Here is a 24,935-nt window from a genome sequence, read left to right on the forward strand (position 1 = left end):
CAGTTACACGCGGCGACGCTTCTTGGGGCGGCAGCCGTTGTGCGGAATGGGGGTCTTGTCCTGGATGCTCGAGACCTCGAGGCCAGCGGCCTGGAGGGAGCGGATGGCGGTCTCACGACCGGAGCCGGGGCCCTTGACGAAGACGGAAACCTTCTTCATACCGTGCTCCATGGCCTGCTTGGCAGCAGCCTCGGCAGCCATCTGGGCAGCGAACGGCGTGGACTTACGGGAGCCCTTGAAGCCCACCTGGCCAGCCGACTTCCAGGAAATGACGTTGCCCTGGGGATCGGTGATCGAAACGATCGTGTTGTTGAACGTAGAACGAATGTGAGCCTGGCCCACGGAAATGTTCTTACGGTCCGCGCGCTTCAGACGGGCAGCGCGAACGTTCTTCTTAGCAGTAGCCATCTATCTAGCGCTCCTTATTTCTTCTTCTTAGCACCGATCTGACGCTTCGGGCCCTTGCGGGTACGAGCGTTAGTGTGGGTGCGCTGGCCGCGGACCGGGAGGCCCTTGCGGTGACGAAGGCCGCGGTTGCAGCCGATGTCCATAAGGCGCTTGACGTTCTGGTTGCGCTCACGGCGGAGGTCGCCCTCAACCATGATCTGGTTCTTGTCGATATAATCACGGATGGCGTTAACCTCATCTTCGGTGAGGTCCTTAACGCGCGTATCCACGTTAACGTTGCACTCGACGCAAATCTTCGTCGCAGTGGTGCGGCCGATGCCGTAAATGTAGGTCAAACCGATCTCAACGCGCTTCTCACGCGGGAGGTCGACACCATTAATACGGGCCAACGTAGTCTCCTCTCTTAACCCTGACGCTGCTTATGACGGGGGTTCTCGCAAATGACGAGGACCTTGCCATGGCGCCTAATGATTTTGCACTTATCGCACATCTTCTTGACCGAAGGACGTACCTTCATCGTTCTTCCTTTCGGTAGCGCTCAAACTACTTCCCTACTATCTACTCGCCCAGCCGCAGGCGTTTAAAACTATGGCTGGTCTTCACACACAATCCGACCGTAGGTTGAGCTAAGCCTGCAGTCGGAAATGGAGTGCGTGTATGCGTGCCGCTATTTGTAGCGATAGGTGATGCGGCCGCGGGTCAGGTCGTACGGGGAAAGCTCCACGACAACCCTGTCACCGGGGAGAATACGGATGTAATTCATTCGGATCTTGCCAGAAATGTTGCACAGAACCGAATGACCGTTCTCGAGCTCGACCTTAAACATGGCGTTGGGCAGCGGTTCCTTTACCGTACCCTCGAGCTCAATTGCGTCTTCCTTCTTCACAAGCAATCATCTTTCTCTAGAAAACGACAGCGATTGAGTATTCTACAATACGTATGCACGCATCGTAATATCTTCGTAATGGCTCCACAACTACGTGGAACTTGTTACATTTGAAATGTAAAACAAAGCCGTTCCCTGATGCCCAAGATCGTCTTGAAATGAGAAGGAATAGACCTTGGGGTCATGCCTTCGAAATTGAAAGGCGAGGTTGGGCATCAGGGGGCGGCGACTTTTACATTTCTCCGCCCTGCAGGGAGCACCAAGCACCTTGCGCGTCCGTGGTGAGAATCACCGGACCGTCATTGGTAATGGCGACGGTGTTCTCGTAGTGCGCGGCGGGCAGGTGATCGTTGGTCGTAACAATCCAACCGTCGGAGCCCGAGCTCACATGGTTGGAACCCATCGTAACCATCGGCTCAATGGCAATGACCATGCCGGTCTGGAGGCGCACGCCCCTCCCCTTCTTTCCATAGTTAGGAACGTTGGGGTCCTCGTGCATCACACGGCCAATGCCATGGCCCACATAGTCGCGAAGCACGCCGTAACCGTGAGACTCAGCGAGGGACTGAACGGCATAACCGACGTCGCCGATATGGTTACCGGGAACAGCCTGCTCGATGGCAGCCTTAAGGCAATCGCGCGTAACCTCGCACAGGGCCTTGGCCTCAGGCGTAGGGGTGCCGACGAAAAACGTCCAAGCGTTATCGCCAACCCAACCGTCGACAACGGCTCCCGTATCGATGGAGATGATATCGCCATCGCGCAGGATCATGTCGGGGTTGGGAATACCGTGGACCACAGCATCGTTGATCGATGCGCAAATAGTCCCCGGGAACCCGCCGTATCCCTTAAAGGCAGGGGTGCCGCCATGCATGCGGATAATCTGCTCCGCGAGCTGATCGAGCTCAAAAGTCGAAACGCCGGGGCGCACCATGGCTCCAACGTGGCGGAGCGCCATCTTAGATAGCGCTCCTGCCTTCTTCATCTGCTCGATTTGCGTTGCAGACTTAATCTTGATCATAGACCGAGGACCTCTTTGACATCCCCGTACACGGTCTCGCGAGCCTGGTCACCGTTGACCGACTTGAGCAGACCCTGGCCACGATAGTAGTCGACGAGCGGGCTCGTGGACTTCTCGTAGACGTCGAGACGGTTCTTGATGGTCTCGGGCTTGTCGTCGTCGCGCTGATACATCTCGCCGGCGCACTTGGGGCAGGTAGCATCGGCAGCGGTGCCGGTGTAACCGCAGGCGCGGCAGGTGCGACGCGAAGACAGACGATCGATAATGACCTCGGGGGCCACGTCGACCAGAAGGGCGCAGTCGATCTCGCGACCCATGGTGGAGAGCTCGGAATCGAGCGTCACGGCCTGGGCGGTGTTGCGCGGGAAGCCGTCGAGGATGAAACCCTGCTGGGCATCATCGGCGGCAAGACGCTCCTTGACAAGATCGATCACGAGCTGGTCGGGAACGAGCTCGCCAGCGTCCATGTACTTCTTAGCCTGAATACCAAGCTCGGTGCCGCCCTTGACGGCAGCACGCAGCAGGTCGCCCGTGGAAATGTGAGCGACGCCAAACTCGGCGACGAGCTCCTGTGCGACGGTGCCCTTACCGGCACCCGGAGCTCCGAGCAATACGAGGTTCATGAGCAATCCTCCTCTAGCCTATTTAAAGAATCCATCGTAATCATACATCTTGATCTGGCCTTCGAGCTTATCGACCGTGTCGAGCACGACGCCGACCATGATGAGGATGGACGTGCCGCCAAATGCCTGGATCAGCTGGTTACCCGTGAAAGAGAAGATGATCGAAGGCACGATGGCGATGAGCGCCAAAAAGACAGCGCTGGGAAGCGTGATCTTGTTGAGCGCGTTCTTGATGTAGGCCGCGGTAGCTCTACCCGGACGCACGCCCGGAATAAAGCCGCCCTGCTTCTTAAGGTTGTCTGCCGTGTCATCGGGGTTGAACACCATGGAGGTGTAGAAGTATGCGAAGAACACGATGAGGACAACATTAAGCACCCAGTTGAGCCAACCGGTCGAAAGCGCAGAGGCAACTGCCTGAATCCAGCCGATGCCAGGGAAGAACACGGCAATCTGAGCCGGGAAGTACAGCAGCGCCGAAGCGAAGATGATCGGCACGACGCCCGCGGTGTTGACCTTGATGGGCAGGTAGGTGGTCTGGCCACCCATCATGCGACGACCCACAACGCGCTTAGCGTAGGAGACCGGAATGCGGCGCTGGCCGCGCTCAAGGAAAACAATCAGCGGGATAACCAGCAAGATGATGGCGCAGATGATCACCATGGTGATGATGCCACCGGCATTGCCCTCGGTGCTGGAGAAGATCGCCTGCGGCAGACCGGCCATGATGTTCGCAAAGATGATCAGCGACATGCCATTGCCGATACCGCGCTGGGTGATGAGCTCACCAATCCACATGATCAGCATGGCGCCCGCGGTGAGCGTGCCGACGATCATGAGGTCGAAGATGATCTCGGGAGCGCCGGCGCCAGTAAAGCTGATGCCGAAGCTCTTAAAGAGGAAGAGGTAACCCACGGAGTTGAGGATTGCCAGAGCCAGGGTGAGGTAACGCGAATACTGCGTAATCTTGGTCTGACCGACCTCGCCCTCGCGGGCAAGCTCATGCAGGGAAGGCACAACGGCCTGGAGCATCTGGAGGATGATCGAGCTGGTGATGTAAGGCATGATGCCCAGGGAGAACACCGACACATAGCTCAACGCGCCGCCAGAGAAAAGATTCAGGAGGGCCATAGCACCTGCGGCGACCGAATTGTTATCGGTCGAGAAAAGGCCCAGCATCCCCTGGAAGGGAATGCCGGGCACAGGAACGTGCGCACCAATGCGGTACACGACGAGCATAGCTATGGTAAAAAGAATCTTTTCACGCAATTCTTTGATGCGGAAAGCATTCTTAAGACCATTTAGCACGGCAGCTCGACCTTTCCGCCAGCGGCCTCGATCTTGGCCTGCGCAGAAGCGCTGACCTTGTCGACCTTGACCGTGAACTTCTTGGTGAGCTCACCATTGCCGAGCACCTTGACGGGCTCGAACTCGCTCTTAGTGATGCGAGCGGCCTTAAGAGCGGCACCGTCGATCACAGCGCCGTCCTCGAACTTACGCTCGAGACGCTCAACGTTAACAGCGGTGTACTCGATACGACGGGGGTTGCGGAAGCCCGGAAGCTTGGGCAGGCGCATAGCCAGCGGAGTCTGGCCACCCTCGAAGCCGGCACCCTTGGTGCCGCCAGAGCGGGAACCCTGGCCCTTCTGACCGCGGCCAGAAGTGGTGCCGTGACCCGAAGAATTGCCACGGCCGACGCGCTTGCGGTTCTTGGTGGAACCGGGCGCGGGAGTAAGATCGTGAAGCTGCATTTGCTACTCCTCTACAATCTCGACAAGGTGCTTGACCTTGAAGATCATGCCGCGGACGGACTCGTTGTCAGCAATCTCGCGAACCTCGCGGATCCTGTGGAGACCGAGGGCACGGACAGTACGGACCTGGTCCTGCTTGCAACCGTTGGTGCTGCGGACCTGCTTGATCTTGATGGTGTCAGCCATGCTTAGTTCTCCTTACCGACGAACATCTCGGAGACCGTCAGGCCACGGCGAGCCGCGACGTCCTCAGGGCTGGAGAGCTCCTTGAGGCCCTCGACGGCAGCCTTGATGATGTTGAGGCCGTTGTCGGTACCGAGGGACTTGGACAGGACGTTCTTGATGCCAGCAAGCTCGAAGAGGGGACGCACAGCGCCGCCGGCGATAACGCCGGTACCCTCGACAGCGGGCTTGATGATGATGCGGCCGGCACCAAAGTGGCCGAGAACCTCGTGCGGGATGGTGCCCTGCTCGGTCACCGGCACGTGGAACATGTTCTTCTTGGCATCGAGAGACGCCTTGGAGATGGCCAGGGGCACCTCAGCGGACTTGCCCATGCCAACGCCGACGTTGCCCTTGCCGTCGCCAACGACGACGAGAGCGACGAGGCTCATGCGACGACCACCCTTGACGGTCTTCGACACGCGGTTGATGTAAACGACGCGCTCCTCGAACTCGGAGGCCTCGCGCTGCTGCTTCTGATTACGAGCCATGTGCTACATACCTCCTAGAACTCGAGACCGGCGGCACGAGCACCGTCGGCGAGGGCCTTGACGCGGCCATGGTAGATACGGCCACCGCGATCGAAGGCGACCTTGGTGATGCCGGCCTCGATGGCGCGCTTGCCAACGAGCTGACCGACCTTCTCCGCAGCCTCCTTGTTCGAGGTGTGGGTGCCCTTGAACTCGGCCTCGAGGGTCGAAGCAGAGACGAGCGTCAGGCTGGAGCCCTTGCTGTCGTCGATGATCTGGGCATAGATGTTGGCGTTAGTGCGGGTCACGCGAAGACGCGGACGCTCGGCGGTACCCGAGACCTTGCCGCGAACACGACGCTGACGACGCTTGAGGCCTTCCAGCTTCGCCTTATGCTTGTTCATACGTAAACTCCTAAAAAGGTTGATCTTGCCAGCACCTGACGGGGTGCTGGTCTTATGCGAGTGAGTCGGTTACGACTACTTGGCGGCCTTACCCAGCTTGCGGCGGATGTGCTCGCCAACGTAGTGGATACCCTTGCCCTTGTAAGGCTCGGGAGGACGATGGCCGCGGATCTCAGCGGCGATCTGACCGACCTGCTGCTTGTTGATACCCTTGACGTTCACGTGGGTGTTGTCGGGAACCTCGAAGGTGATGCCCTCGGGAGCCTCGACGATCACGGGGTGCGAGAAGCCCAGGGAGAACTCGAGGTTCTTGCCCTTCTGCTGCACGCGGTAACCGACGCCGGCGAGCTCGAGCTTCTTCTCGAAGCCCTCGGAAACGCCAACAACCATGTTGTGGATGAGGGCGCGGGTGAGGCCGTGGCGGGCACGGGTCTCACGCTCGTCGTCGGGACGGGAAACGGTGAGGACGTTGTCCTCGACGTTGATAGCGAGCTTCTCAAAGACATCGAGCTCGAGCTGGCCCTTGGGGCCCTTGACGACAACGTTGTTGCCGTTGACTGCCACTTCGACTCCGGCGGGAATCTGGACAGGCTTATTACCGATACGAGACACGGTGATCTCCTTTCCTTCTACCTACCGAGCGAATTACCAGACGTAAGCGATGATCTCGCCGCCGACGTTGTGCTTGCGAGCATCGCGGTCGGTCATGACGCCATGGCTGGTGGAAATAATGGCGGTACCAAGGCCACCGCGGACGCGGGGCATGTCGGCAACGCCGGTGTACTTACGCAGGCCCGGCTTGGAAATGCGGCGGATGCCGTTGATGACCTTAGCCTTCTTGGGACCATACTTAAGCGTGATGTGCAGAGTCTTCTGGGGAACGGTGTCCTCGACATCGTAGCCCTCGATGTAGCCCTCCTCGTGCAGAACACGAGCGATCTCGACGAGCTTCTTGCTGCTCGGCATGGAGACCGTGGCCTTGTTCACAGAGTTAGCGTTACGGATGCGCGTAAGCATATCTGCGATCGGGTCTGTAAGGTTCATACAGATTCTCCTTCGTTCTTGATGAACACGTGCTCTTGGTTCTTCGCCGCCCTTAACGGCAAAGCCTTTTTAGCGCGTTTTCCCTGTTCCAAACTGATGCTTGAAACGCTGGTAGTGACTTACCAGCTGGCCTTCTTAACGCCGGGAAGCTCGCCCTTGAGTGCAAGCTCGCGGAAGCAGACACGGCACAGGCCGAACTTGCGGTACACAGAGTGCGGACGGCCGCAGCGCTGGCAGCGCGTGTACTCACGAGTAGAGAACTTCTGCTTGCGATTGCACTTGACGATCATCGATGTCTTAGCCACTTATATCCTCCTCACATAGAGTATTGTTCGCCCCAAGCGCCGCCCCCTTGTGGGAACGGCGCTTATAGGGCAGGTGAACCTATTTCTTGAACGGGAAACCGAAGGCGTCCAGAAGGGCCTTGGCCTCCTCATCGGTGTTGGCGGTGGTCACGAAAGTGATGTCCATACCACGCTGGTGATCGACGGAGTCGAAGTCAATCTCGGGGAAGATGAGCTGCTCGGTGACGCCCATGGAGAAGTTACCACGGCCGTCAAAGCTCTTGGCGGAGATACCGCGGAAGTCGCGGATACGGGGGATCGCGACGGAGGTCAGACGATCGAAGAACTCCCACATACGGTCGCCACGCAGGGTAACCTTGCAGCCGATCGGCATACCAGCGCGCAGGCGGAAGGTAGCGATGGACTTGCGGGCACGGGTAATCATCGGCTGCTGGCCGGTGATGGCGCGCAGGTCGCGCACGGCACCGTCGATGGCCTTGGAATCGGTAGCGGCCTCGCCGACACCCATGTTCACGACGATCTTCTCAAACTTGGGGATCATCATGACGTTCTCGTACTGGAACTTGTCCTGAAGCTGCTGCTTGACCTCATTGTTGTACTTGGTCTTCAGACGCGGCACATACTTCTCTTCTGCCATTGTTCACTCCTTCTTGGGGTTTTAAGCACGGGGCGTGGCCACGATGGGTTGTCCTCGTGCCTCCTGGCTGCATCCGCGCCGCTCATGGCATTTCGCGGTTTGGACTCGACGCAGCAGGAGCCGACAAAACAATCGGTACTATACGCGCATCGGGAGCGTATTACCAGAAAAACCTCGTCTGCCTGCACAACTCCACAACTCCCCCGCACAAATATGACCCGCATGTGCCAGGGGTAGCTAATTTGGGACGGGCTTTTTTAGCTCCCCTGCGACAAGGTAGCTAAAAAAGCCCCGTCCCAAATTAGCTACCCCTGGGATGCGAGTAGCGCTTGCGGGGGACGAGCTTGGTGCGGCGTAGGTGGATCATCTCGGCGGCGATGGAGATGGCGATCTCCTCGGGGCAGAGCGTCTCGATGTGCGCCGCGGGAATCTCGGAGGCCGCGTTGGTGTAGGTGACCTTACTCCCCTCCTCCACCAGCGAAAGCCTGGGGCAGCCCGCAATGGTGCGGCGCGATTCCTCGCCATGGTACTCGGCAACGTCACCCTCGAGGGCTTGGATGACAAACGGTTCAAAGTCGATGACGAAGTCGCCGATACGTCGATACGCCAAGACGTCGGCAACCGACTGGAACAACGGCGTCTGGGTCGCGTCCAGGTGCAGATAGCACAGGCAGATGGCTCCGCCGCAGATCATGCCGGTATCGGAGTTCTCGCCGCCCATGGTGTAGCGGACCAGACGCGATTTACCCCCGGCCAGCAGCTCGCGAGCCTCGTCCAGCGCAAAGAGCTCGATTTTGCCGCCGCCGACCGACGTCGCCTTGTCCGAAATATAGTTGATATAGCTGGCATCGCCGCGCGGGTCGACGTCGGCGCATTTAAAGCCCTCAGTCACCTGCACGCCGTTCGCCAAAAGCGCGCGCAGGCAGCCGTCGATCTGAGTGCACATGGGCGTATCGCCCGCGTAGCCAATCACGTCTCCGGCGCTCACGATGTCGCCGATTGCGCGGTCGGACCGAAACACGCCGGCGGCGGGGCTGTGGATAACGCGCTCTTTGCCATATCCGGCGATGACGCCCGGCACGCCCGCGTTGGGCTGGGGCGAGCCCTGGGTAATGGCACGGCCCAGGAAATGCCCGCGCATGGTTTCGATCACGGCGTCGCAGTCAACCGGCGCGGCGAAGCCCGGTCCCACGGCAATAACGGCAGGCGCCATATCGCGCGTGGTACCCAGGTTGCGCTTGGCCAGAATCGCGTCGACCACAGCCGCAGGCTTCAGTTCGCCGAGCATCTGCGCCTGGGGGTCCACCACCACGGTGACATCCCCCGCCTCGGTAATCTCAAGCGCCTCGGCCGACGTCTGCGCCAAGCGGGCGCGAATGCCCTCGACCTGGACCTCGCCCAAGCGAATGGCCTCGCAAAAACTGATTGTGCGACGGATGCACGTGGGGACCGCGATATCGGCCATAACGACCGACACGCCGACGCGCACCAAACGGGCAGCGACACCCGTGGCGATATCGCCGGCGCCGCGAACATAAACAAGCATTCCCGGGACACATCCCTGTGCTACGGTTTGAGCAGAGCAAAAGCGGTTCAACCGCTAAGCAGCGACGATCCGCCATCCTTGCCCTTAAGCCCCATAAGGTCGGAAAAGAGACTCGCAGGGAACAGCACCGGCGAGGCGGGTTCACCGTTTAGGGCAAGACGCACGGGCGCGACGCCGCCGTTGGCCTTAAAAGCGCTTATCCCACACGCCCACGATGCAAAAAGGGGGCACCCCGCCGGGTGGCAGAGTGCCCCCTTTACATGGTTTACCTCAACCCGGCTTTAGGCCTGGAACCAACGGGCGGCGTTGACCTCGCCGTGCTCGCAAGAGGCGCCTGAGATGTCGGCGGTCTTATAACGCAGCGACGCTTTCGTTATTTGCGAACAAGTGGGGTTTATGGCACAGTGAGCCCAAACTAATTTTTAGGAAGGCACCCATGACCCCCGCACAGATTGAGTTCTACAAGCGCCTTGCACACGGTCTGGCGCTCCAATTTGGCCCCAACTGCGAAGTCGTCGTCCACGATCTGGAAACCGAGGACGTGGACCACTCCATCGTAGTGATCGAAAACGGCCACGTCAGCGGGCGCAAACTGGGTGACTGCCCCAGCCATATCGTGTTTGAGTCCATGCACGAGGGCACCACCGACGTGCACGACCGCGAGCCATACCTCACCAAAACCACCGATGGCAAGCTGCTCAAATCGTCGACGATCTTTATCCGCAACGACGAGGGCAAGCCCGTCGGCATTTTGGGCATCAACTTTGACATTACGCTTATGAAGGCTTTTGAGCGTTCGCTCGACGCCTTTACCGGCACCGGCGGCACGGGCTACACCGAGCCCGAGCCCATTACCAAGAACATCGGCAACCTGCTCGAGGACCTGCTGCACGAGTGCGAGCAGTTTGTGGGCAAGCCCGCGGCGCTCATGACCAAAGACGAGCGTATTCGTGCCATTGGCTACCTCGACCGTCGCGGCGCCTTCCTCATTTCAAAGTCGAGCGAGCGCGCCTGCGAGTTCTTTGGCATCTCCAAATACAGCTTCTATAGCTACCTCAACGAGGCCAAGGCGGCGGCCGGCGACAAATAGTCAGCGCGCCTGCACCCCTCCCCTTTTTGGGCGCGAGTTCTGGAAAGCATGAATCCAAGACCGAGCCGCTTGGGAAGTTCCATATAATCGATGTCATTGGTATTTCGAAAGGGTGGAACAGAATGGCGTTGAGCAAGGCATCATGCACCGGTCGCGGATTGATTCCGGCAATTGGTGGACATGTGCACCGCATGTTCGATGAGGGTGAAGACAACCTGTTTTCGCTGAGCCTTGACGACGTGATGGATGATCGCCCGTGGACCGCCGACGAACTCATGGGCGGCGGGGCTCGCCCGTCAAGCCCCGATCCCGCACTTGCGCCTAAGCCCGCATCTGCGCCGACTCCTGCGCAGTCGCCTGTTTCGACGCCCGCGCCTACGCCCGCACCCACTTCGGCGCCCACGCCCGCTCCCCGCCCCGCAAGCGACCCGACCGAGACGGCGGCATTTCTCGCTGCAGCGACGCAGGGCAAATCGGCCGACAGCACCGTCATGTTCAGCGCCCAGCAGTTGCCTGTTCCTGCGGCACGCAAGCCTCAAGTCACAAGGCTCGATGAGCCCGCTGCCCATCAGGTGGCCTACGATTCCTGGGCTGCAGCCGATCTGGATGAGACCTCTACCGGCATGCTGGCGCTCGACGTTCCAGTTAACCCGCTTTTTGCCGCCAACACGAGCGCCGCGGACTATGAGGGCGGTGCGGCATATTCCGATTATTCCGATGGCTATGATGGCACCGGTCGCATCGGGACCGAGGATTATGGCACCGCATCGAGCGATTATCTCAACGATCCGTACGCTGCCGCGCCTGCACCGGAATATGACCCGGAGGCCGCGTCCGCACCGGCGTATACCAAAAGCACGGGCGAAGAGCTCTTCGCCGATTATTACGCCGAGGAAAAGGCACTGCGTTTCTCGGAATTTCCGCAGGCAGTCAAGGTTGCCTTTATCGCCATTATCATTGCCCTGCTCGGCGTCATTGCGTTTGAGGGATTCCAGCTGTTCCGCGGCCCCACCCAAGCGGAGTCGGAGACCCAGCAAAAAGAGGACGATAACGAGTATCTGGACATCAACACCCTCAAGGGCGACCCCAACGACGGAGACGACGAGTAGCGAGGGTTAAGTGAGGGCCGGAAGAGCCGGCGGCACGTTACGGCTCCAAAAGCCCTGCCATAAAGATGGGCAGATACAGCACGTCACCATCGCGGTGAAGATTACATTCCGCAAGTACCAGGGCGCGATCGATTCCGTAGCCCTTCGTTGTCAATGCGTTATCGAGCGCCGCGTGGGACTTAAAGCTCTTGCCCGATTTGACCTCGATGGCAAACACTTCCCCATCGAACGTCTCTTCCACAAAATCGAGCTCACCGACCTTTTTGGACGTAAAGTAGCGCAATCTAAATCCATGAGCTTTGAGCTCTTGGGCAACGAAGCCCTCAAACGCCGCCCCCATGTTCATGCCAAAGGGGCCCTCCGCCTCCCCATCAAAAACGCCTTGGGCGACCCTTTTGGAATACGACGACATGAGCATTCCGGTGTCCAGGTAAAACAGCTTGAACAGATTTCGTTGCTCCCCCAATAAAAGGGGTGCAACGGGCGCCGTTACGTTATACACAGGAAGCGCGACACCTGCCTCCGATAACCAGAGAAAATGATCTGTCACCTGCGAAAAACGTTTGACACCGTTAATCGATGACAGTTTGAATCGCTTATTTTTGGAGCCGGCCTCGCTGGGAATCAAATCATAGATATCGCGAATAACCAAGCGTAGCTCGGGCGGAGCGTACTTTGCGATGTCATCGCGATACAGGGCGTGAAGATCACGATGGATGTTTCGAACCTCGTCGACATTGCGCGTCGCCAAGAAGGAATTGACCGCGTCGGGCATGCCTCCCACCACCACATACTGATGGAACAGATCGAGCAAGCGGTCATACAGGTAGCCAGGGAGCTCACCCTCATCCTTTAGACAGTCCCTGAGCATGTCAAACACGCTGGCGCCAACGCCATTTGCCCAGCAAAACTCCTCAAAGTCGAGCGGGTACATCTGGACCTGCTCGACATACCCCACCGGCAGGGAATCGATGCCCTCGAGCTCAACGCCAAGGAGCGATCCGGTAAGGATGTATCGAAAGTCGCCGCGCTGGACCAGGTATTTGATAAACGTCACCACGTTGGGGCATCGCTGCACCTCGTCGATAACCACGACGGTCTTGTTCGCAACCATCGGCTGCGTCGCAGCGATAGACATGCGCATAAGCAGGTCGTCCGCACTTTTCGCCGCCAAAAACGAATCGCGCACGGACGCGTCGGCGATAAGGTCGAACGTCACGATATTTTCGAACGATTCGTTTGCAAAGACATTGACCAAATATGACTTTCCTACCTGTCGGGCACCCTTGACCAAAAGAGCCTTGTTAGGCGACGAGGCAAGCCAAGATTCAAACCGTGCTTTCGCTTTTCTCTGCAGCATAAGCGCACCCCTTATTACGTGCTGTTTTAGCACTAGGATACACTTTTCCGTAGTTATTAGGTGCTCATTTCGACACTTTTCCGAGGTTTTAAAGTGTGTATTACAACACTTTTCCATACTTTTATATGGGAAATTTCGACACTTTTTCGAATTTAAGCTTAACAGCAGGCGGCGCTTAATTTCTGTCCGCGCGCGCTGATAGACTCTATCGCGCCCGCAAGGAGCGGGCGCGTTTTATCCAGAGTCGGGGTAGAGAGTTGGCTCCACGATCCCGACGCCAACCGGCCAAGAGGCACGGTGGCCCTGCCAACATCGATGAAAGGAGTCCGTATGGACAATTTCTCTGTGCGCAACGAGCGCAATTTCCACAACCTGGCAGCCAAGCCAAAACGAATGCATCTTCTGGACAAGCCGAACGGCTACGCCTCGGCCATGGTCAAGAGCAGTCTCTCCCACCAGATGCGCTTTACCGTGCAGGCGCTCGAGGAAGAGCCCTGCGCCGCCGGCGACCCGCATGTACTGCAGATCAAGCTGCTCGGAGACGACTCGCGCGAGCCGTCCAGCTGGAAGCTCTTTGCAGACGGCAAGTGCATTGCGGACGGATCCGGCGCCTTTGTTATGGATGCTATCGACCAGGGCATGATACAAGCCTGTAAGACATGGGGAGATTACGACGCATTTGCCGACATCGCAGAGGCAATCGTTCTAAGCAAAGCTGCATTTGATATCAAGGAGCGCGCTTGTCAGATGCTTTCATATATCGCATGGACAGTTGGTCGGTTCCACACCCAGCACCTGATCGAGGGCATGGTCGCCGCCGGGGTAGACCCGATGCTGGAAGATCTTCTCAGCGCTCCCGCGTAGATTAATCGAGCGCTCTATCGACAAAGATGCATCTACCATGACGGCATGGGGCGTGCTCGCCTTGTACCGACCCCAACCAATCCCGTCGGCGCGACTGCAGTCTCAAACAACCACCGGCACCATCCATCCGCACACGAGAGGCGATGGGCACAGGCGAACCCCTGAACCTCGCTATTCGTAAACTTCATCAGTGTTTCCACATCCCCATCAAAAGAATCCGAAAAACATCCCCCGTCAATAAAACGCTTCTGAACATCTCACTCTGCAGGCAAAGCCGCACCGGAGTGATGCGGAGGTCTGCGCGGGGTTTCACGGGTTCCCTTGACGCGGCCCAGCGGAAGTGCCACCCGGCATCCCTTCCATAACGCGCGGGTAAACAAAGGGAAATAGCGCCACCCACCGTGCAAGGAAGGACGCCACCATGGATCTCACGAAAACGGCTAGAGAAATTACCCGTCTCATGCTCCCCTACCTGACCACGCAGCAGAACCGCCAGCTCAAAAAGGTTTTATCGCACTGCCTTTTCGATGAAAGCCAATTAGCCGAAGACGGCGGCGACGGTGAAAGCGAATCATTCCTGGATCTTTTTCTGTCTGCAAAACGCCTCGAAGGCTGCTCGGATAGGACCATCTCCTACTACGAAACCACCATCAATAAAATGCTTGAATCATTCGATACACCAGCTTGCGACCTGGGAACCGAAGAGATTAGGTCCTATCTTTCCGACTATCAGCAAAAAGCCGGCGTCAGTCGCGTCACCGTCGACAATGTCCGAAGAATCATCTCAAGCTTCTACTCATGGCTCGAAGACGAGGACCATATCATTAAGAGCCCGGTAAGACGCATTAAAAGAGTCAAGGCTCCGCAGCCCATAAAGGAAACGTATAGCGATGAAGTCGTTGAAATTCTTTGCGATAACTGCGGGTCGCCCCGAAACCTTGCCCTGATCGACCTGTTGCGCTCCACGGGCATGCGTGTGGGTGAACTCGTCTCGTTGGACAGGAACTCCATCGACACCATCAATCGGGAATGCATCGTACACGGCAAGGGTAATAAGGACCGCATCGTCTATTTTGACGCAAAGACTAAAGTTCATATTGAGAATTACCTGTCAACACGAATAGACAGCTCGGAAGCCCTCTTCGTGTCGAGCAAGGCGCCACACGAGAGGTTACAAATTGGCGGCGTCGAGGCGCTGCTTAGAAAACTGGGGCGCGAGCTTGATTTAGGAAGGGTCCACCCTCATAAGTTCAGAAGAACGCTTGCTACAAAGGCAATCGACAAAGGAATGCCCATCGAACAAGTCCAGGTACTCCTTGGCCATAAAAAAATAGACACCACATTAAGGTACGCAATGGTCGACCAGCGCAACGTAAAAGCATCCCACCGCAGATACCTAACTTAAATTTCGATTTGTCGACCGAGGTGGCAAAGTCGGCGAACTCCTGCTGGAGCTCGAGAGGCGGAACAAGAAGCTTGATATTGCCGAGAGCCGTTTGGTTGATCTTGAATGTTCCGTTGGTGGTTTTCGCCGATGCCTCGATTTGCTTGCGAGTCGAAGGCTGATTCCAAGCACACCGTAAATAAGGCAAGATAATTTGCTCTTGTTTAATCCTTGCCGCGATCATTGTGTCAGGGAAAACCATATCTTTCATTGGTACATTTGAGTATTCGCCTGTTCCAACCAGATGCTTGTTTCCATTGCCCCGGCAAACATAGAAATCTTCATTTGAGATGCGCTTATCGGCAGGAGGTTCCTCCGTAAAGAAGCCGTCTTTCCACGCTGACGAGTCGAAGCGCCCCTGGGTTATGGCGGATAGAGTAAGAACCTTCGAACGATACGATCCTGACTTCGATGGAGACAGGCCGTTTCTCATCGACGACACGAGAGTCGAAAGGCAGCTGCTCGGATATTCCTTGCCCTCGAACATCTCGACAAATTGTGATTTACAGGCGCAGGTTGTCTGAATGGGCGGCGATGCTCAGCTCAATTATCTCGGCAAATATGACGGTATAATCACAAGAGCTGTAATTATATTTTTGAGCTCATAGGTACCCGAATGATTGAAGAACCGATAAGTAAATCCGAGCTGGGAAACCACTTACTCGGAGCCTGCGACATCCTGCGTGGCCCCATCAACCAGGACGAGTACAAGAGCTACATCACGCCGTTGCTCTTCTTCAAGCGCATCTCCGACGTCTACGACGAGGAGACCGCCGAGGCTCTAGAGATGTCGGGCGGAGATGAAGACTACGCCGCCCTGCCCGAAAACCACAGCTTTGAGGTGCCGGAGGGCTGCCACTGGCAAGACGTTCGCAACACCGGCACGAACGTCGGCAAGGCAATCGTCGATGCAATGGTCGGAATCGAGCGCGCCAACCCCGACACCCTCAGCGGCCTCTTCAGTAGCTTCGACGATGCGAGCTGGACAGACAAAGGCAAGCTCTCCGACGAACGCCTGAAGGATCTCGTCGAGCACTTCTCAGCGAAGAAGTTCGGCAACAGGAACTATAGCGCCGACATGATGGGCGACGCCTACGAATACTTGATCAAGAAGTTCGCCGATATGCAGAAGAAGAACGCCGGCGAGTTCTACACCCCGAGGGAGATCGTGAAGATGATGGTCTCCCTGCTCGAGCCAAAGCCCGGGGAGACCGTCTATGACCCCGCATGCGGCACGGGCGGCATGCTCATCGAGGCAGTACGTCAGATGGACAACTCGAGGCTCGCCTACGGCAAGCTCTACGGCCAGGAGAAGAACCTAAGCACGTCTGCCATAGCACGCATGAACCTCTACCTCCACGGTGCGAAGGACTTTCGCATCACCCAGGGGGACACCCTGCGCGACCCCGCCTTCCTTGCCGGGAATACCCTCAGGACATTCGACTGCGTCCTCGCCAATCCGCCCTTCTCCCTTAAGAACTGGGGATCCGCAGAGTTCTCCTCGGACCCGTGGGGCCGCAACATCTGGGGCGTCCCCACGGACAAGTCGGCGGACTTCGCATGGGTACAGCATATGGTCTGCTCCATGGACGAGAAGAGCGGTCGCTGCGCTGTAGTGCTGCCCCAGGGCGCACTGTTCCACAGCGGCAAGGAGGGCGCCATCCGCAAGGAGCTGCTCAAGTCGGACAAGGTCGAGGCAGTGATCTCGCTCGCGAGCGGCGTCTTCTACAGCACCGGTGTCTCCGCCTGTGTGCTGTTCCTCCGGAATGACAAGCCTCCGGCGCATCGGGACCGCGTCTGCATCATCGACGGTACCGAGATCTTCACCGCCCAGCGCGCGCAGAACATGATCTCGGAGGAGAACGCTCAGGAGATGCTCTCCCTCTACCATTCCTACGAACCCGTCGTAGAGAAGTGCGCCATCGCGACGCTCGATGATATAGAGCGCGAGGGTTACGTGCTCTCGGCGAACAATTACGTCGAAAGAAGGCGCGAGGAGATCGAGCCGCCGACGGAAACCAGGAAACGTTTCTACGACCTCCTTCGCCAGACGAGGAAGTCCGAGGAGAAACTCCTTGAGCTGCTCTCAAAGGGAGGCTATGTCGATGGAGAGTAGAATCCCCCAGGAAGAGCTGAACAACCATCTATGGAACGCAGCGGTTCTGCTGCGCACCTACATCGATGCCGGCTCGTACAAGCAGTACATATTCCCGCTGCTATTCTTCAAGCGCCTCTCGGATGTTTACGACGAGGAGACCGCCGAGGCATTGGAAGCCTCTAACGGAGATGCGGAGTTCGCCGCCCTTCCCGAGAATCACAGCTTCGCAATCCCGGACGGCGCCCACTGGTGCGATGTCCGCGAGGCCACGGAAAACATCGGTAAGGCCATCGTGGGCGCCTTCCGCGCCATCGAGACGGCCAACGGTTCCAAGCTGCGTGGTATCTTCGGCGACGCCGCCTGGACTAACAAGAAACGACTTCCCGACCGCCTGCTCAAGGACCTCATCGAGCACTTCAGCGCCATAACGCTCTCCATCGCCAATTGCCCCGAGGACGAACTCGGCCAGGGCTACGAGTACCTCATCAAGAAGTTCGCAGACGACTCAGGGCACACGGCACAGGAGTTCTACACCAACCGCACGGTCGTCCACCTGATGACCGAGATCCTCCAGCCCAGGCCCGGCGAGTCCATCTACGACCCCACCTGCGGCAGCGCCGGCATGCTCATCTCCTCCATTGCCCACCTCAAACAGCACGGAGAGGAATGGCGCAATGTTCACGCCTACGGACAGGAGATCAACCAGCTATCCTCCGCCATCGGACGCATGAACCTATTCCTGCACGGCGTCGAGGACTTCGAAATTGTAAACGACGACACGCTGCGGCACCCAGCCTTCCTCGAGGCGGGAAAGCTGCGCACCTTCGATATGGTGCTCGCCAACCCACCCTACTCGATCAAGCAATGGGACCGCGAAGCGTTCGCGTCGGACCCCTACGGCCGCAACTTCCTCGGCACCCCGCCGCAGGGGCGGGCCGACTATGCCTTCATACAGCACATCCTCAAGAGCATGGACCCGAGGAGCGGAAGGTGCGCTATTCTTCTTCCCCACGGCGTACTCTTCCGCAACGAGGAGTCCGAAATGCGCGAGAGGCTCGTCAGGAGCGACCTCATCGAGGCCGTCATCGGACTCGGCCCCAATCTCTTCTTCAACTCGCCGATGGAGGCATGCATCCTCATCTGCCGCAGCAAGAAAGCGCCGAATCGAAGCAAGAAAATACTGTTCGTAGACGCCTCTGCCGAGGTAACCCGCAAGAACGCGCAAAGCTACCTTGAGCCTCAACACATCAAGAGAATCGTCGATGCCTACCGGTCTGGCGAGGACATCGAAGGGTTCTCATCCCACGCATCGTTTAGTGAGCTCGAGGACAACGCCTTCTCGCTCTCCATCCCTCTGTACGTGAAGCCCTCCAATGATGAAAATGCTGACGATAGAAGCATCGAGGAGACGGTAGAAAGCTGGAGAGCCGCCTCCACAGAGGCCGCGTCCCTGCTCGATAATATTGCTGCGAAATTGCATGAAAACGATGGTGAGTAACATGACCCACGTTTGCCTGGGCGATGTTGCCCGCGAAATCAAACAGAAGGTCCCTGTAGACCAAGAGCTGCCGACGGTCGGCCTTGAGCATCTGGACCCCGGCGAAGTCGAACTCGCCCATTGGGACGAAGGTGTCGAGACCACCTTCACTAAGGCTTTCTCAAAGGGGCAGGTGCTGTTCGGGCGTCGCAGGGCCTACCTGCGTAAAGCGGCCGTCGCCCCATTCGACGGAATCTGCTCTGGAGACATCACCGTCATCGCTCCCAAGGATAACCTCTCTCCGAGGCTGCTCCCGTTCATCATCCAGAACGACGCCCTATTCGAGCACGCCGTCACCAATTCGGCAGGCTCCCTCTCGCCAAGAGTCAAGTGGCAGAGCCTTTCGCAATTTGAATTCGAGCTTCCCAGCATCGCTAAGCAAGAAGATCTTGCCGACATACTCTGGACCGCACAAGAAACGAGGTCTCACTACAGGCAGCTGCTTACAGCCTGCGATGACGTCGTCAAATCACAATTTGTCTGCCGGAGGTGTGCGGCATGACAAGGTATAGATTCGACCAGATAGCCGAGAACAGCACCGCCAAGAAAAAACCCGAGGAAAGCGATCGCAACCGGTACGTTGGGCTGGAGCACCTTGATCCGGGCACTCTTGAGGTGACCCGCTGGGGCGCCGAGGTTACTCCCAAGGGCGACAAACTGCTCATGAAGAAAGGCGATGTCCTGTTCGGCCGCCGAAGGGCCTATCAGAAGAAGGTCGGCATAGCACCCTTCGATGGCATCTTCTCGGCTCACGGGATGGTGCTGCGCCCGAAGGCCGATGTCGTCGATCCGATGTTCTTCCCGTTTTTCATCAGCTCCGACATGTTCCTTGACGAGGCAATACGGGTCTCTGTCGGCTCTCTTTCGCCGACGGCAAACTGGAAAGATCTCCGGACCTTGGAATTTGACTTGCCCTCGCCGGGAAAACAACGCGAGCTTGCCGGCATCCTCTCGGAAGCCGAGAGCCTCAAGGGGCATTATCGTAAGCTGCTCACGACCTGCGACGACGTCGTCAAATCACAATTTGTCGAAATATTTTCCAAGAAAGAGTTTCCACTGATTCCCCTCTCACAAGCATGCACGAAAATTACTGATGGCACCCATAAAACGCCCCAATATCAAGAAGCTGGAATTGCATTCATTTCTGCGAAGAATGTCACATCAGATGGCAAGCTAGATTTCAGCGACATCAAGCATATAAGCACGGATGAATATGAGTCCATTCAAAAACGTTGTGAAACCCAAATCGGCGATGTGCTTCTTACAAAAAGTGGATCACTTGGTATGCCGGCTATTGTCGATGTCGATTTTCCAATCGGTCTATTCGAAAGTCTCGCTGTCCTCAAATACCGTCGCGACATTCTTGATGGAGTATTCCTACGAGAACAACTAAAAAGCGCAGGAGTGCAGGACCAATTTACAGGCGGCGTTAAGGGGATTGCTGTAAAACACCTCCATCTAAACGTAATTGGAAGGACGAGCATTATAGTTCCCCCGCTCGAACTCCAGGAGGAGTTCACCGACTTCGTGCTTCAGGTCGACAAATCGAAATTTGCCGTACAAAAGGCACTCGATGAGCTAAACGCCACGACGAAGAAAATCTTGAACCAAGAGTTAGGACTCGGAGATGTTTAACGAGGACAACACCATCGAGCAAATGAGCGTCGAGGCGCTTGCCAGCCTTGGCTGGAGATACGTGGCTGCCGAAGACCTCCCGCGCCGCCATGCCGACGTCATGGTCGAGCCCATGGTCAAGGACGCCCTCATCAGGCTTAACCCGGAGATCGCAGAAGACCCCGATCGCGCCGACGAGATCATCTACCGACTCAGGGCCCTCATTCAGTCCACAAGTCCGCAGAACCTGGTCTCCACCAACGAGCGGTTCAAAAAGCTCGTCATCGAGGAGAACTCATTCCCCTACGGCAAAGACGGCCGCATGGTCCCCATCCGCTTCTTTGGCACGGCGGCGGACGGCGATCTTGACAAAAACGAGTACATCGTCACCAACCAGTGGGTCTACCCCCAGGAGCAGGGCGGCAAGCGCCTCGACCTCGTCCTTCTTGTCAATGGATTTCCGCTCGTCATCGGCGAGTTCAAGACGCCGGTGCGCGATTCGATAACCTGGCTCGACGGCGCTGGCGACATCGCTAAATATGAGAAGAGCATCCCGCAGATGTTCGTCTGTAGCGCCATCAACTTCGCCAGCGAAGGAAAAAGCTATCGCTACGGGTCGGTGAACATGCCTCCCGAGATGTGGGGACCCTGGCATGAGGGCGACAAGAAGAGCGAGGGCACACTTGCCGACGTCAAGAGAAGCATGGCGTCCATGCTAACCCCCACGAACGTCATGGACATCTTCCAGTTCTTCACGCTCTTCGCCACCGACAAGAAGCATCGACGCATCAAGCTGATCTGTCGCTACCAACAGTTCGAGGGCGCGAACCTCATCGTGGACCGCGTCCGCGCAGGATACCCGAAGCGTGGCCTCATTTGGCATTTCCAGGGCTCAGGAAAGTCACTGCTCATGGTATTCGCCGCCCAGAAGCTGCGCATGGTCCCCGAACTCAAGAACCCGACCGTCGTCATCGTGGATGACCGAATCGACCTCGAGACCCAGATCACGGGGACCTTCAACGCATCCGATATCCCCAACCTCGCAAGCGCCGGCAGCAAGGAGGAGCTTGAGTCCTTCTTCAAGCAGGACATGAGAAAGATCCTCATCACCACCATCTTCAAATTCAGCGAGGTTGCGGGGACGCTCAACGAGCGCGAGAACATCATCCTCATGGTCGACGAGGCGCACCGCACCCAAGAGGGCGACCTCGGCGAGAAGATGCGACTCGCCTTGCCAAACGCCTTCTTCTTCGGCTTGACCGGCACGCCCATCAACCGAACCGACAAGAACACGTTCCACACCTTCGGTGCCAAAGAGGACAAGTCCGGCTACATGAGCCGCTATTCCTTCGCCGACTCCATCCGCGACCACGCCACATTGCCGCTCCATTTTGAAACCGTTCCCGTCGAGCTCCACGTCAACCAAGAGGTCGTGAACGCCGCCTTTGACGAAATGACCCGAGACCTCAGCAAAGAGGACAAGGCGGAACTCACCAGGCGCGTCAAGATCGAGTCCGTCATGAAGGCCCCCGACCGCATCCACAAGGTATGCGAGCACATCGCCAGGCACTTCAAGTCAAAGGTTGAGCCCGACGGCTTCAAGGCGCAGGTAGTCTGCTACGACCGAGAGTGCTGCCTGCTATATAAGGAGGAGCTCGACAAGCTCCTGGGCACTGATGCAGTCACCATCGTCATGGACACGAACAACGACAAGGAAGACCGCTACAAGGCATACCGTCGAGATCGCGATGCCGAGGAAAAGCTCCTTGACCGTTTCCGCGACCCGGACGATCCGCTCAAGATTCTCATCGTCACTGCAAAGCTGCTCACGGGGTTCGATGCGCCCATCCTGCAAACTCAGTACCTTGACAAGCCCTTGCGCGACCACACGCTGTTGCAGGCAATCTGTCGAACCAACCGCGTCTACAACGACAAGAAGACATTCGGTCTCATTGTCGACTATATCGGCCTCTTCGACAACGTCGCCAAGTCTCTGCACTTCGACGAGGCCGAGGTGCAGAAGGTTATAACCAACATCGACGAGGTAAAGGCCGAGCTACCCGGGCTTATGCATTGCTGTCTTGAGTACTTCTCAACGGTCAGAGACCGCCGCAGCGCGGATTGGGAGTCCCTTCTCGAAGCTCAACAATGCCTGCCAACGACAAAGGTGAAAGACCAGTTTGGGGCCGACTTCTCGGTCTTGAACAGAGCGTGGGAAGCCCTTTCGCCCGACCCATGTCTCAATCCCTACAAGCCCGATTTCATCTGGCTCTCGCAGGTCTACGATTCCGTGAGACCGGTAGACAATCGCGGGAAGCTCATCTGGGCAACGCTCGGGCCCAAGACAATCGAGCTCGTGCACGAGAACATCACCGTCGAGAAAGTCCGAGACGATGACGACATCCTTGAACTCGACGAGGACATGATCGAGCACTTCATCAACGACAAGAGCAATACCGAGAAGATCACGCGTAAGCTGGAGATAGATCTCGTCGCCCGAATCCGCAGGCACGATAAGAATGGCAAGTTCCAGAAGCTCGGCGAGCGCCTGGAGGACCTGAGGGAACGTCACGAGCAAGGTCTCATCAACAGCGTCGAGTTCCTCAAGATGCTCATCGACCTCGCCAGAGAGGCTCGAGCGGCCGAAAAGGAAGTCGTGCCCGAAGAAGAGGAGGACAAGGGCAAGGCGGCCCTCACAGAACTCTTCAATGGTGTAAAGAACGGGGACACGCCAATCATCGTCGAGAACATCGTCGGCGACATCGACGAAATCGTTAAGATCACCCGATTCGACGGTTGGCAGGCAACCACAGCAGGCGTCAAAGAGGTCAAGAAGCAGCTACGCGCCATTCTTTGGATGCGCTACAAGCTCAAAGACCAGGCTCTTTTTGATAAGGCGTATTCGTATATTGAACTCTACTATTAGGCAACAGAAGACAGGTCTCTAGGAACGCTCCGCATCAACCATTTCATCGGATGCGGAGCGTCCCAATTTGAACGAGCAACGTCTTGCGACGGGTGAACACTGCAACCCCAATGGCCCGCTAACCCTTTCATAATCTGGTGGTTAAGTCTTCACTAGAAGCCATCCACACTTTGTAGTTAATTGATTCCCTCTTCGCAGGCGAAAACGACAATGATGTCCGCACCCTACCTTCCCTCCGCCTTCAGCTTTAGCAGCAGGTCGCCCAGCTCGGTGCACTTGCTGGAAAGGCGCGTCTGGGGTCGTTCGCCCATCCCCCACCGCTGGCGGATCTCCTGGGCGCGCGGACTCACGCGGTAGTCCCCGCCCATCACCTGCTTGAGCAGCTTGGCGGTCACGCGCGCATCGGCCAGGGCGCTGTGGGCGTGGCCCGTCGACTCGTCGAACTCGATGCCAAACCACGCTGCCGCGTCACTCAAAGAGACGCACCCGTGGCTGCCCACGTCCATGATCGAGGTGTAAAACGCCTGCAGGTCGGCCCAGTCCGTAGGAAATGCGGAAAGATGGATGTGCTTTGCCTGGCACTCGGTCATAAGCTGCCGGCGGTCCGCCCCACTCCAACAGACCACCTGGGCGGAGTAACGACCAATCCAATCGTTGAGCCTTTTGATCACCACGTAGAGCGGATCGGCCATCGCTGTGTCCACGGCCGATATCCCAGTGAGCTCGCGGACGGGGAACGCAACGCCTTCGGTAAATTCCGTCTGCACAAACTGCGAGAACTCGCCCATAATGTTGCCGTGGTAATCGAGCTTAACAGCGCCGACCTCGATAATTTCATTGCGCAGCCCACGGCGCTGGCGCTGCTTTGGCACCGGCGCAAACTCAAAGTCCAGCACGATCTGGCGCGCAAAGTTCGTCGTATCGATAGCCGAGATACCCAGCGTCTTTTCAGCTGACACGGTTATGGCCTTTCTCCGTCAACTGCCGCTTGCTACATAGGCGGCTGCATTGCCGTAAGGATAGGCGCCCGCGCGGACATGAAAGCGGGACGCAATACCATGCTCCGGTCGCACGCCATGCAGACCGCCCCAAGAGAGTCGCCCGCTCTATTCAAATGCATGAAAAAGATTTAGGCCCGGTGACTTGAATCAGCGGTCATCCCGAGCCCATCAATATGCAGTGTACCTACAGAGGGCTGGTTAATCAAACGGGCTTTCGGTGACGAAGACCTGCGCGTCTATCCCCAATCGCCCAGCGTCGTCTTCTGCCGCCCTTACGAAAGGCTGCTATTCGAGGGAATCACGTTGCTGTTATTATCGAACATATATTCGTATTTATGACCGCGCTTTGATAGAATGGCAGTTGTTGACGGCAGTTCCATGTGCCGGGCAGCGCCCTCCATGCGACGGGAGGTGATGCCCATGACCGATCTGATTGATTTCGTGAAGCTCCTGACCGCTTTGGTCTCGCTCCTCACGGCGCTTATCGGACTTTCCGAGGCACTTAAGCAGCGTACGAAGCAAAAGAAGAGGGGTCGACGCCGTTAAGGCATTGACCCCTTGAACTAAGTAACGGCGCT

At 57.4% G+C, this 24,935-nt stretch carries 28 protein-coding genes and 1 riboswitch; of the genes, 10 read left to right on the forward strand and 18 right to left on the reverse strand.

The window, feature by feature from the left end; all coding sequences use genetic code 11:
* Positions 1-3: 3 nt before the first annotated feature.
* The 16 genes from rpsK to yqeB all read right to left on the reverse strand — a co-directional run bounded on the left by rpsK (position 4) and on the right by yqeB (position 9,314).
* On the reverse strand, positions 4-408 hold the full coding sequence (rpsK, locus tag DXD94_RS03100) for a 30S ribosomal protein S11 (RefSeq protein WP_006235274.1): 405 nt from the start codon (positions 406-408) through the stop codon (positions 4-6).
* Between the two features lie 14 nt (positions 409-422).
* A complete protein-coding gene (gene rpsM / locus DXD94_RS03105) occupies positions 423-797 on the reverse strand; it encodes a 30S ribosomal protein S13 (protein ID WP_022094275.1) in 375 nt (124 codons plus the stop codon).
* 14 nt (positions 798-811) lie between these two features.
* Entirely contained in the window at positions 812-925 is a 114-nt protein-coding gene (gene rpmJ, locus DXD94_RS03110; protein WP_006363204.1) for a 50S ribosomal protein L36, read from the reverse strand.
* A gap of 150 nt (positions 926-1,075) precedes the next feature.
* Positions 1,076-1,294 carry a translation initiation factor IF-1 gene (gene infA, locus DXD94_RS03115; RefSeq protein WP_035137443.1) on the reverse strand — a complete coding sequence of 73 codons (219 nt, stop codon included), beginning with the start codon at positions 1,292-1,294 and terminating at the stop codon, positions 1,076-1,078.
* Between the two features lie 232 nt (positions 1,295-1,526).
* On the reverse strand, positions 1,527-2,315 hold the full coding sequence (map, locus tag DXD94_RS03120; RefSeq protein ID WP_117743545.1) for a type I methionyl aminopeptidase: 789 nt from the start codon (positions 2,313-2,315) through the stop codon (positions 1,527-1,529).
* Positions 2,312-2,938: an adenylate kinase gene (locus tag DXD94_RS03125; RefSeq protein WP_117763200.1), complete on the reverse strand. Its 627-nt coding sequence runs from the start codon at positions 2,936-2,938 to the stop codon at positions 2,312-2,314. The genes map and DXD94_RS03125 overlap by 4 nt, the downstream gene beginning before the upstream one ends.
* 18 nt (positions 2,939-2,956) lie before the next feature.
* Positions 2,957-4,243, reverse strand: coding sequence for a preprotein translocase subunit SecY (gene secY / locus DXD94_RS03130; protein WP_117734357.1), 1,287 nt, complete (start codon positions 4,241-4,243; stop codon positions 2,957-2,959).
* Positions 4,237-4,686 (reverse strand): 50S ribosomal protein L15, encoded by a 450-nt coding sequence (gene rplO / locus DXD94_RS03135; RefSeq protein WP_006235267.1) that lies wholly within the window; start codon positions 4,684-4,686, stop codon positions 4,237-4,239. The genes secY and rplO overlap by 7 nt, the downstream gene beginning before the upstream one ends.
* 3 nt (positions 4,687-4,689) lie before the next feature.
* A complete protein-coding gene (rpmD, locus tag DXD94_RS03140; protein ID WP_006235266.1) occupies positions 4,690-4,872 on the reverse strand; it encodes a 50S ribosomal protein L30 in 183 nt (60 codons plus the stop codon).
* A 2-nt stretch (positions 4,873-4,874) separates the two neighbouring features.
* A complete protein-coding gene (gene rpsE, locus DXD94_RS03145) occupies positions 4,875-5,399 on the reverse strand; it encodes a 30S ribosomal protein S5 (RefSeq protein WP_055252236.1) in 525 nt (174 codons plus the stop codon).
* Between the two features lie 14 nt (positions 5,400-5,413).
* Entirely contained in the window at positions 5,414-5,782 is a 369-nt protein-coding gene (gene rplR, locus DXD94_RS03150; RefSeq protein ID WP_055252235.1) for a 50S ribosomal protein L18, read from the reverse strand.
* A 75-nt stretch (positions 5,783-5,857) separates the two neighbouring features.
* Positions 5,858-6,394: a 50S ribosomal protein L6 gene (rplF, locus tag DXD94_RS03155; RefSeq protein WP_006235263.1), complete on the reverse strand. Its 537-nt coding sequence runs from the start codon at positions 6,392-6,394 to the stop codon at positions 5,858-5,860.
* A 33-nt stretch (positions 6,395-6,427) separates the two neighbouring features.
* The gene (rpsH, locus tag DXD94_RS03160) at positions 6,428-6,826 is read right to left on the reverse strand and encodes a 30S ribosomal protein S8 (protein ID WP_006235262.1); all 399 of its coding nucleotides are present in this window, start codon (positions 6,824-6,826) and stop codon (positions 6,428-6,430) included.
* 119 nt (positions 6,827-6,945) lie between these two features.
* Entirely contained in the window at positions 6,946-7,131 is a 186-nt protein-coding gene (locus DXD94_RS03165) for a type Z 30S ribosomal protein S14 (RefSeq protein WP_022094280.1), read from the reverse strand.
* A gap of 79 nt (positions 7,132-7,210) precedes the next feature.
* Positions 7,211-7,768, reverse strand: a complete 558-nt coding sequence (gene rplE / locus DXD94_RS03170) for a 50S ribosomal protein L5 (protein ID WP_006235260.1) — start codon at positions 7,766-7,768, stop codon at positions 7,211-7,213.
* A gap of 301 nt (positions 7,769-8,069) precedes the next feature.
* Complete coding sequence (gene yqeB, locus DXD94_RS09775; RefSeq protein ID WP_233540303.1) at positions 8,070-9,314, reverse strand: selenium-dependent molybdenum cofactor biosynthesis protein YqeB; 1,245 nt, start codon at positions 9,312-9,314, stop codon at positions 8,070-8,072.
* Between the two features lie 436 nt (positions 9,315-9,750).
* On the opposite strand from yqeB, the gene DXD94_RS03180 reads away from it, so the two are divergent.
* Positions 9,751-10,404: a transcriptional regulator gene (locus DXD94_RS03180; protein ID WP_117763201.1), complete on the forward strand. Its 654-nt coding sequence runs from the start codon at positions 9,751-9,753 to the stop codon at positions 10,402-10,404.
* A gap of 122 nt (positions 10,405-10,526) precedes the next feature.
* The gene (locus DXD94_RS09700) at positions 10,527-11,513 is read left to right on the forward strand and encodes a hypothetical protein (protein WP_117763202.1); all 987 of its coding nucleotides are present in this window, start codon (positions 10,527-10,529) and stop codon (positions 11,511-11,513) included.
* A 37-nt stretch (positions 11,514-11,550) separates the two neighbouring features.
* Here the strand turns inward: DXD94_RS09700 and DXD94_RS03190 are convergent, their stop codons facing one another.
* Positions 11,551-12,990 (reverse strand): ATP-binding protein, encoded by a 1,440-nt coding sequence (locus tag DXD94_RS03190; protein ID WP_370448120.1) that lies wholly within the window; start codon positions 12,988-12,990, stop codon positions 11,551-11,553.
* Between the two features lie 114 nt (positions 12,991-13,104).
* Positions 13,105-13,195, forward strand: a riboswitch (SAM riboswitch).
* Between the two features lie 8 nt (positions 13,196-13,203).
* Between DXD94_RS03190 and DXD94_RS03195 the strand changes: the two genes are divergently transcribed.
* From DXD94_RS03195 to DXD94_RS03230, 7 genes are all read left to right on the forward strand, one after another.
* Positions 13,204-13,737, forward strand: a complete 534-nt coding sequence (locus tag DXD94_RS03195) for a hypothetical protein (RefSeq protein ID WP_117763204.1) — start codon at positions 13,204-13,206, stop codon at positions 13,735-13,737.
* Between the two features lie 421 nt (positions 13,738-14,158).
* Positions 14,159-15,142 carry a site-specific tyrosine recombinase/integron integrase gene (xerA, locus tag DXD94_RS03200; protein ID WP_117763205.1) on the forward strand — a complete coding sequence of 328 codons (984 nt, stop codon included), beginning with the start codon at positions 14,159-14,161 and terminating at the stop codon, positions 15,140-15,142.
* Positions 15,143-15,797: 655 nt separating this feature from the next.
* Positions 15,798-17,297 (forward strand): class I SAM-dependent DNA methyltransferase, encoded by a 1,500-nt coding sequence (locus DXD94_RS03210; protein ID WP_117763207.1) that lies wholly within the window; start codon positions 15,798-15,800, stop codon positions 17,295-17,297.
* The gene (locus DXD94_RS03215) at positions 17,287-18,777 is read left to right on the forward strand and encodes a class I SAM-dependent DNA methyltransferase (protein ID WP_117763239.1); all 1,491 of its coding nucleotides are present in this window, start codon (positions 17,287-17,289) and stop codon (positions 18,775-18,777) included. Before DXD94_RS03210 ends, DXD94_RS03215 begins: the two co-directional genes overlap by 11 nt.
* Before the next feature lies 1 nt (position 18,778).
* Positions 18,779-19,318 carry a restriction endonuclease subunit S gene (locus DXD94_RS03220; protein ID WP_158564784.1) on the forward strand — a complete coding sequence of 180 codons (540 nt, stop codon included), beginning with the start codon at positions 18,779-18,781 and terminating at the stop codon, positions 19,316-19,318.
* Positions 19,315-20,451 carry a restriction endonuclease subunit S gene (locus tag DXD94_RS03225; protein WP_117763209.1) on the forward strand — a complete coding sequence of 379 codons (1,137 nt, stop codon included), beginning with the start codon at positions 19,315-19,317 and terminating at the stop codon, positions 20,449-20,451. The genes DXD94_RS03220 and DXD94_RS03225 overlap by 4 nt, the downstream gene beginning before the upstream one ends.
* The gene (locus DXD94_RS03230) at positions 20,444-23,356 is read left to right on the forward strand and encodes a type I restriction endonuclease subunit R (RefSeq protein WP_117763210.1); all 2,913 of its coding nucleotides are present in this window, start codon (positions 20,444-20,446) and stop codon (positions 23,354-23,356) included. The genes DXD94_RS03225 and DXD94_RS03230 overlap by 8 nt, the downstream gene beginning before the upstream one ends.
* Positions 23,357-23,580: 224 nt before the next feature.
* On the opposite strand, the gene DXD94_RS03235 is transcribed toward DXD94_RS03230, so the two are convergent.
* Positions 23,581-24,315, reverse strand: a complete 735-nt coding sequence (locus tag DXD94_RS03235; protein ID WP_158564785.1) for a 3'-5' exonuclease — start codon at positions 24,313-24,315, stop codon at positions 23,581-23,583.
* A gap of 462 nt (positions 24,316-24,777) precedes the next feature.
* Here DXD94_RS03235 and DXD94_RS09915 point away from each other — a divergent pair, with 462 nt between their 5' ends.
* Positions 24,778-24,903, forward strand: a complete 126-nt coding sequence (locus DXD94_RS09915; RefSeq protein ID WP_255412934.1) for a hypothetical protein — start codon at positions 24,778-24,780, stop codon at positions 24,901-24,903.
* Positions 24,904-24,935: the final 32 nt, after the last annotated feature.

This window comes from Collinsella sp. TM10-22 (genome assembly GCF_003466125.1).
Lineage (GTDB): Bacteria > Actinomycetota > Coriobacteriia > Coriobacteriales > Coriobacteriaceae > Collinsella.

Excerpts from the sequence above, each read along its gene's own strand:
- rpsK (WP_006235274.1), bottom strand. The coding sequence starts at position 408 with ATGGCTACTGCTAAGAAGAACGTTCGCGCTGCCCGTCTGAAGCGCGCG.
- rpmJ (WP_006363204.1), bottom strand. The coding sequence starts at position 925 with ATGAAGGTACGTCCTTCGGTCAAGAAGATGTGCGATAAGTGCAAAATC.
- map (WP_117743545.1), bottom strand. The coding sequence starts at position 2,315 with ATGATCAAGATTAAGTCTGCAACGCAAATCGAGCAGATGAAGAAGGCA.
- DXD94_RS03125 (WP_117763200.1), bottom strand. The coding sequence starts at position 2,938 with ATGAACCTCGTATTGCTCGGAGCTCCGGGTGCCGGTAAGGGCACCGTC.
- rplO (WP_006235267.1), bottom strand. The coding sequence starts at position 4,686 with ATGCAGCTTCACGATCTTACTCCCGCGCCCGGTTCCACCAAGAACCGC.
- rpmD (WP_006235266.1), bottom strand. The coding sequence starts at position 4,872 with ATGGCTGACACCATCAAGATCAAGCAGGTCCGCAGCACCAACGGTTGC.
- rpsE (WP_055252236.1), bottom strand. The coding sequence starts at position 5,399 with ATGGCTCGTAATCAGAAGCAGCAGCGCGAGGCCTCCGAGTTCGAGGAG.
- rplR (WP_055252235.1), bottom strand. The coding sequence starts at position 5,782 with ATGAACAAGCATAAGGCGAAGCTGGAAGGCCTCAAGCGTCGTCAGCGT.
- rpsH (WP_006235262.1), bottom strand. The coding sequence starts at position 6,826 with ATGAACCTTACAGACCCGATCGCAGATATGCTTACGCGCATCCGTAAC.
- rplE (WP_006235260.1), bottom strand. The coding sequence starts at position 7,768 with ATGGCAGAAGAGAAGTATGTGCCGCGTCTGAAGACCAAGTACAACAAT.
- yqeB (WP_233540303.1), bottom strand. The coding sequence starts at position 9,314 with ATGCTTGTTTATGTTCGCGGCGCCGGCGATATCGCCACGGGTGTCGCT.
- DXD94_RS03180 (WP_117763201.1), top strand. The coding sequence starts at position 9,751 with ATGACCCCCGCACAGATTGAGTTCTACAAGCGCCTTGCACACGGTCTG.
- DXD94_RS09700 (WP_117763202.1), top strand. The coding sequence starts at position 10,527 with ATGGCGTTGAGCAAGGCATCATGCACCGGTCGCGGATTGATTCCGGCA.
- DXD94_RS03190 (WP_370448120.1), bottom strand. The coding sequence starts at position 12,990 with ATGGAAAAGTGTTGTAATACACACTTTAAAACCTCGGAAAAGTGTCGA.
- DXD94_RS03195 (WP_117763204.1), top strand. The coding sequence starts at position 13,204 with ATGGACAATTTCTCTGTGCGCAACGAGCGCAATTTCCACAACCTGGCA.
- xerA (WP_117763205.1), top strand. The coding sequence starts at position 14,159 with ATGGATCTCACGAAAACGGCTAGAGAAATTACCCGTCTCATGCTCCCC.
- DXD94_RS03210 (WP_117763207.1), top strand. The coding sequence starts at position 15,798 with ATGATTGAAGAACCGATAAGTAAATCCGAGCTGGGAAACCACTTACTC.
- DXD94_RS03215 (WP_117763239.1), top strand. The coding sequence starts at position 17,287 with ATGGAGAGTAGAATCCCCCAGGAAGAGCTGAACAACCATCTATGGAAC.
- DXD94_RS03220 (WP_158564784.1), top strand. The coding sequence starts at position 18,779 with ATGACCCACGTTTGCCTGGGCGATGTTGCCCGCGAAATCAAACAGAAG.
- DXD94_RS03225 (WP_117763209.1), top strand. The coding sequence starts at position 19,315 with ATGACAAGGTATAGATTCGACCAGATAGCCGAGAACAGCACCGCCAAG.
- DXD94_RS03230 (WP_117763210.1), top strand. The coding sequence starts at position 20,444 with ATGTTTAACGAGGACAACACCATCGAGCAAATGAGCGTCGAGGCGCTT.
- DXD94_RS09915 (WP_255412934.1), top strand. The coding sequence starts at position 24,778 with ATGACCGATCTGATTGATTTCGTGAAGCTCCTGACCGCTTTGGTCTCG.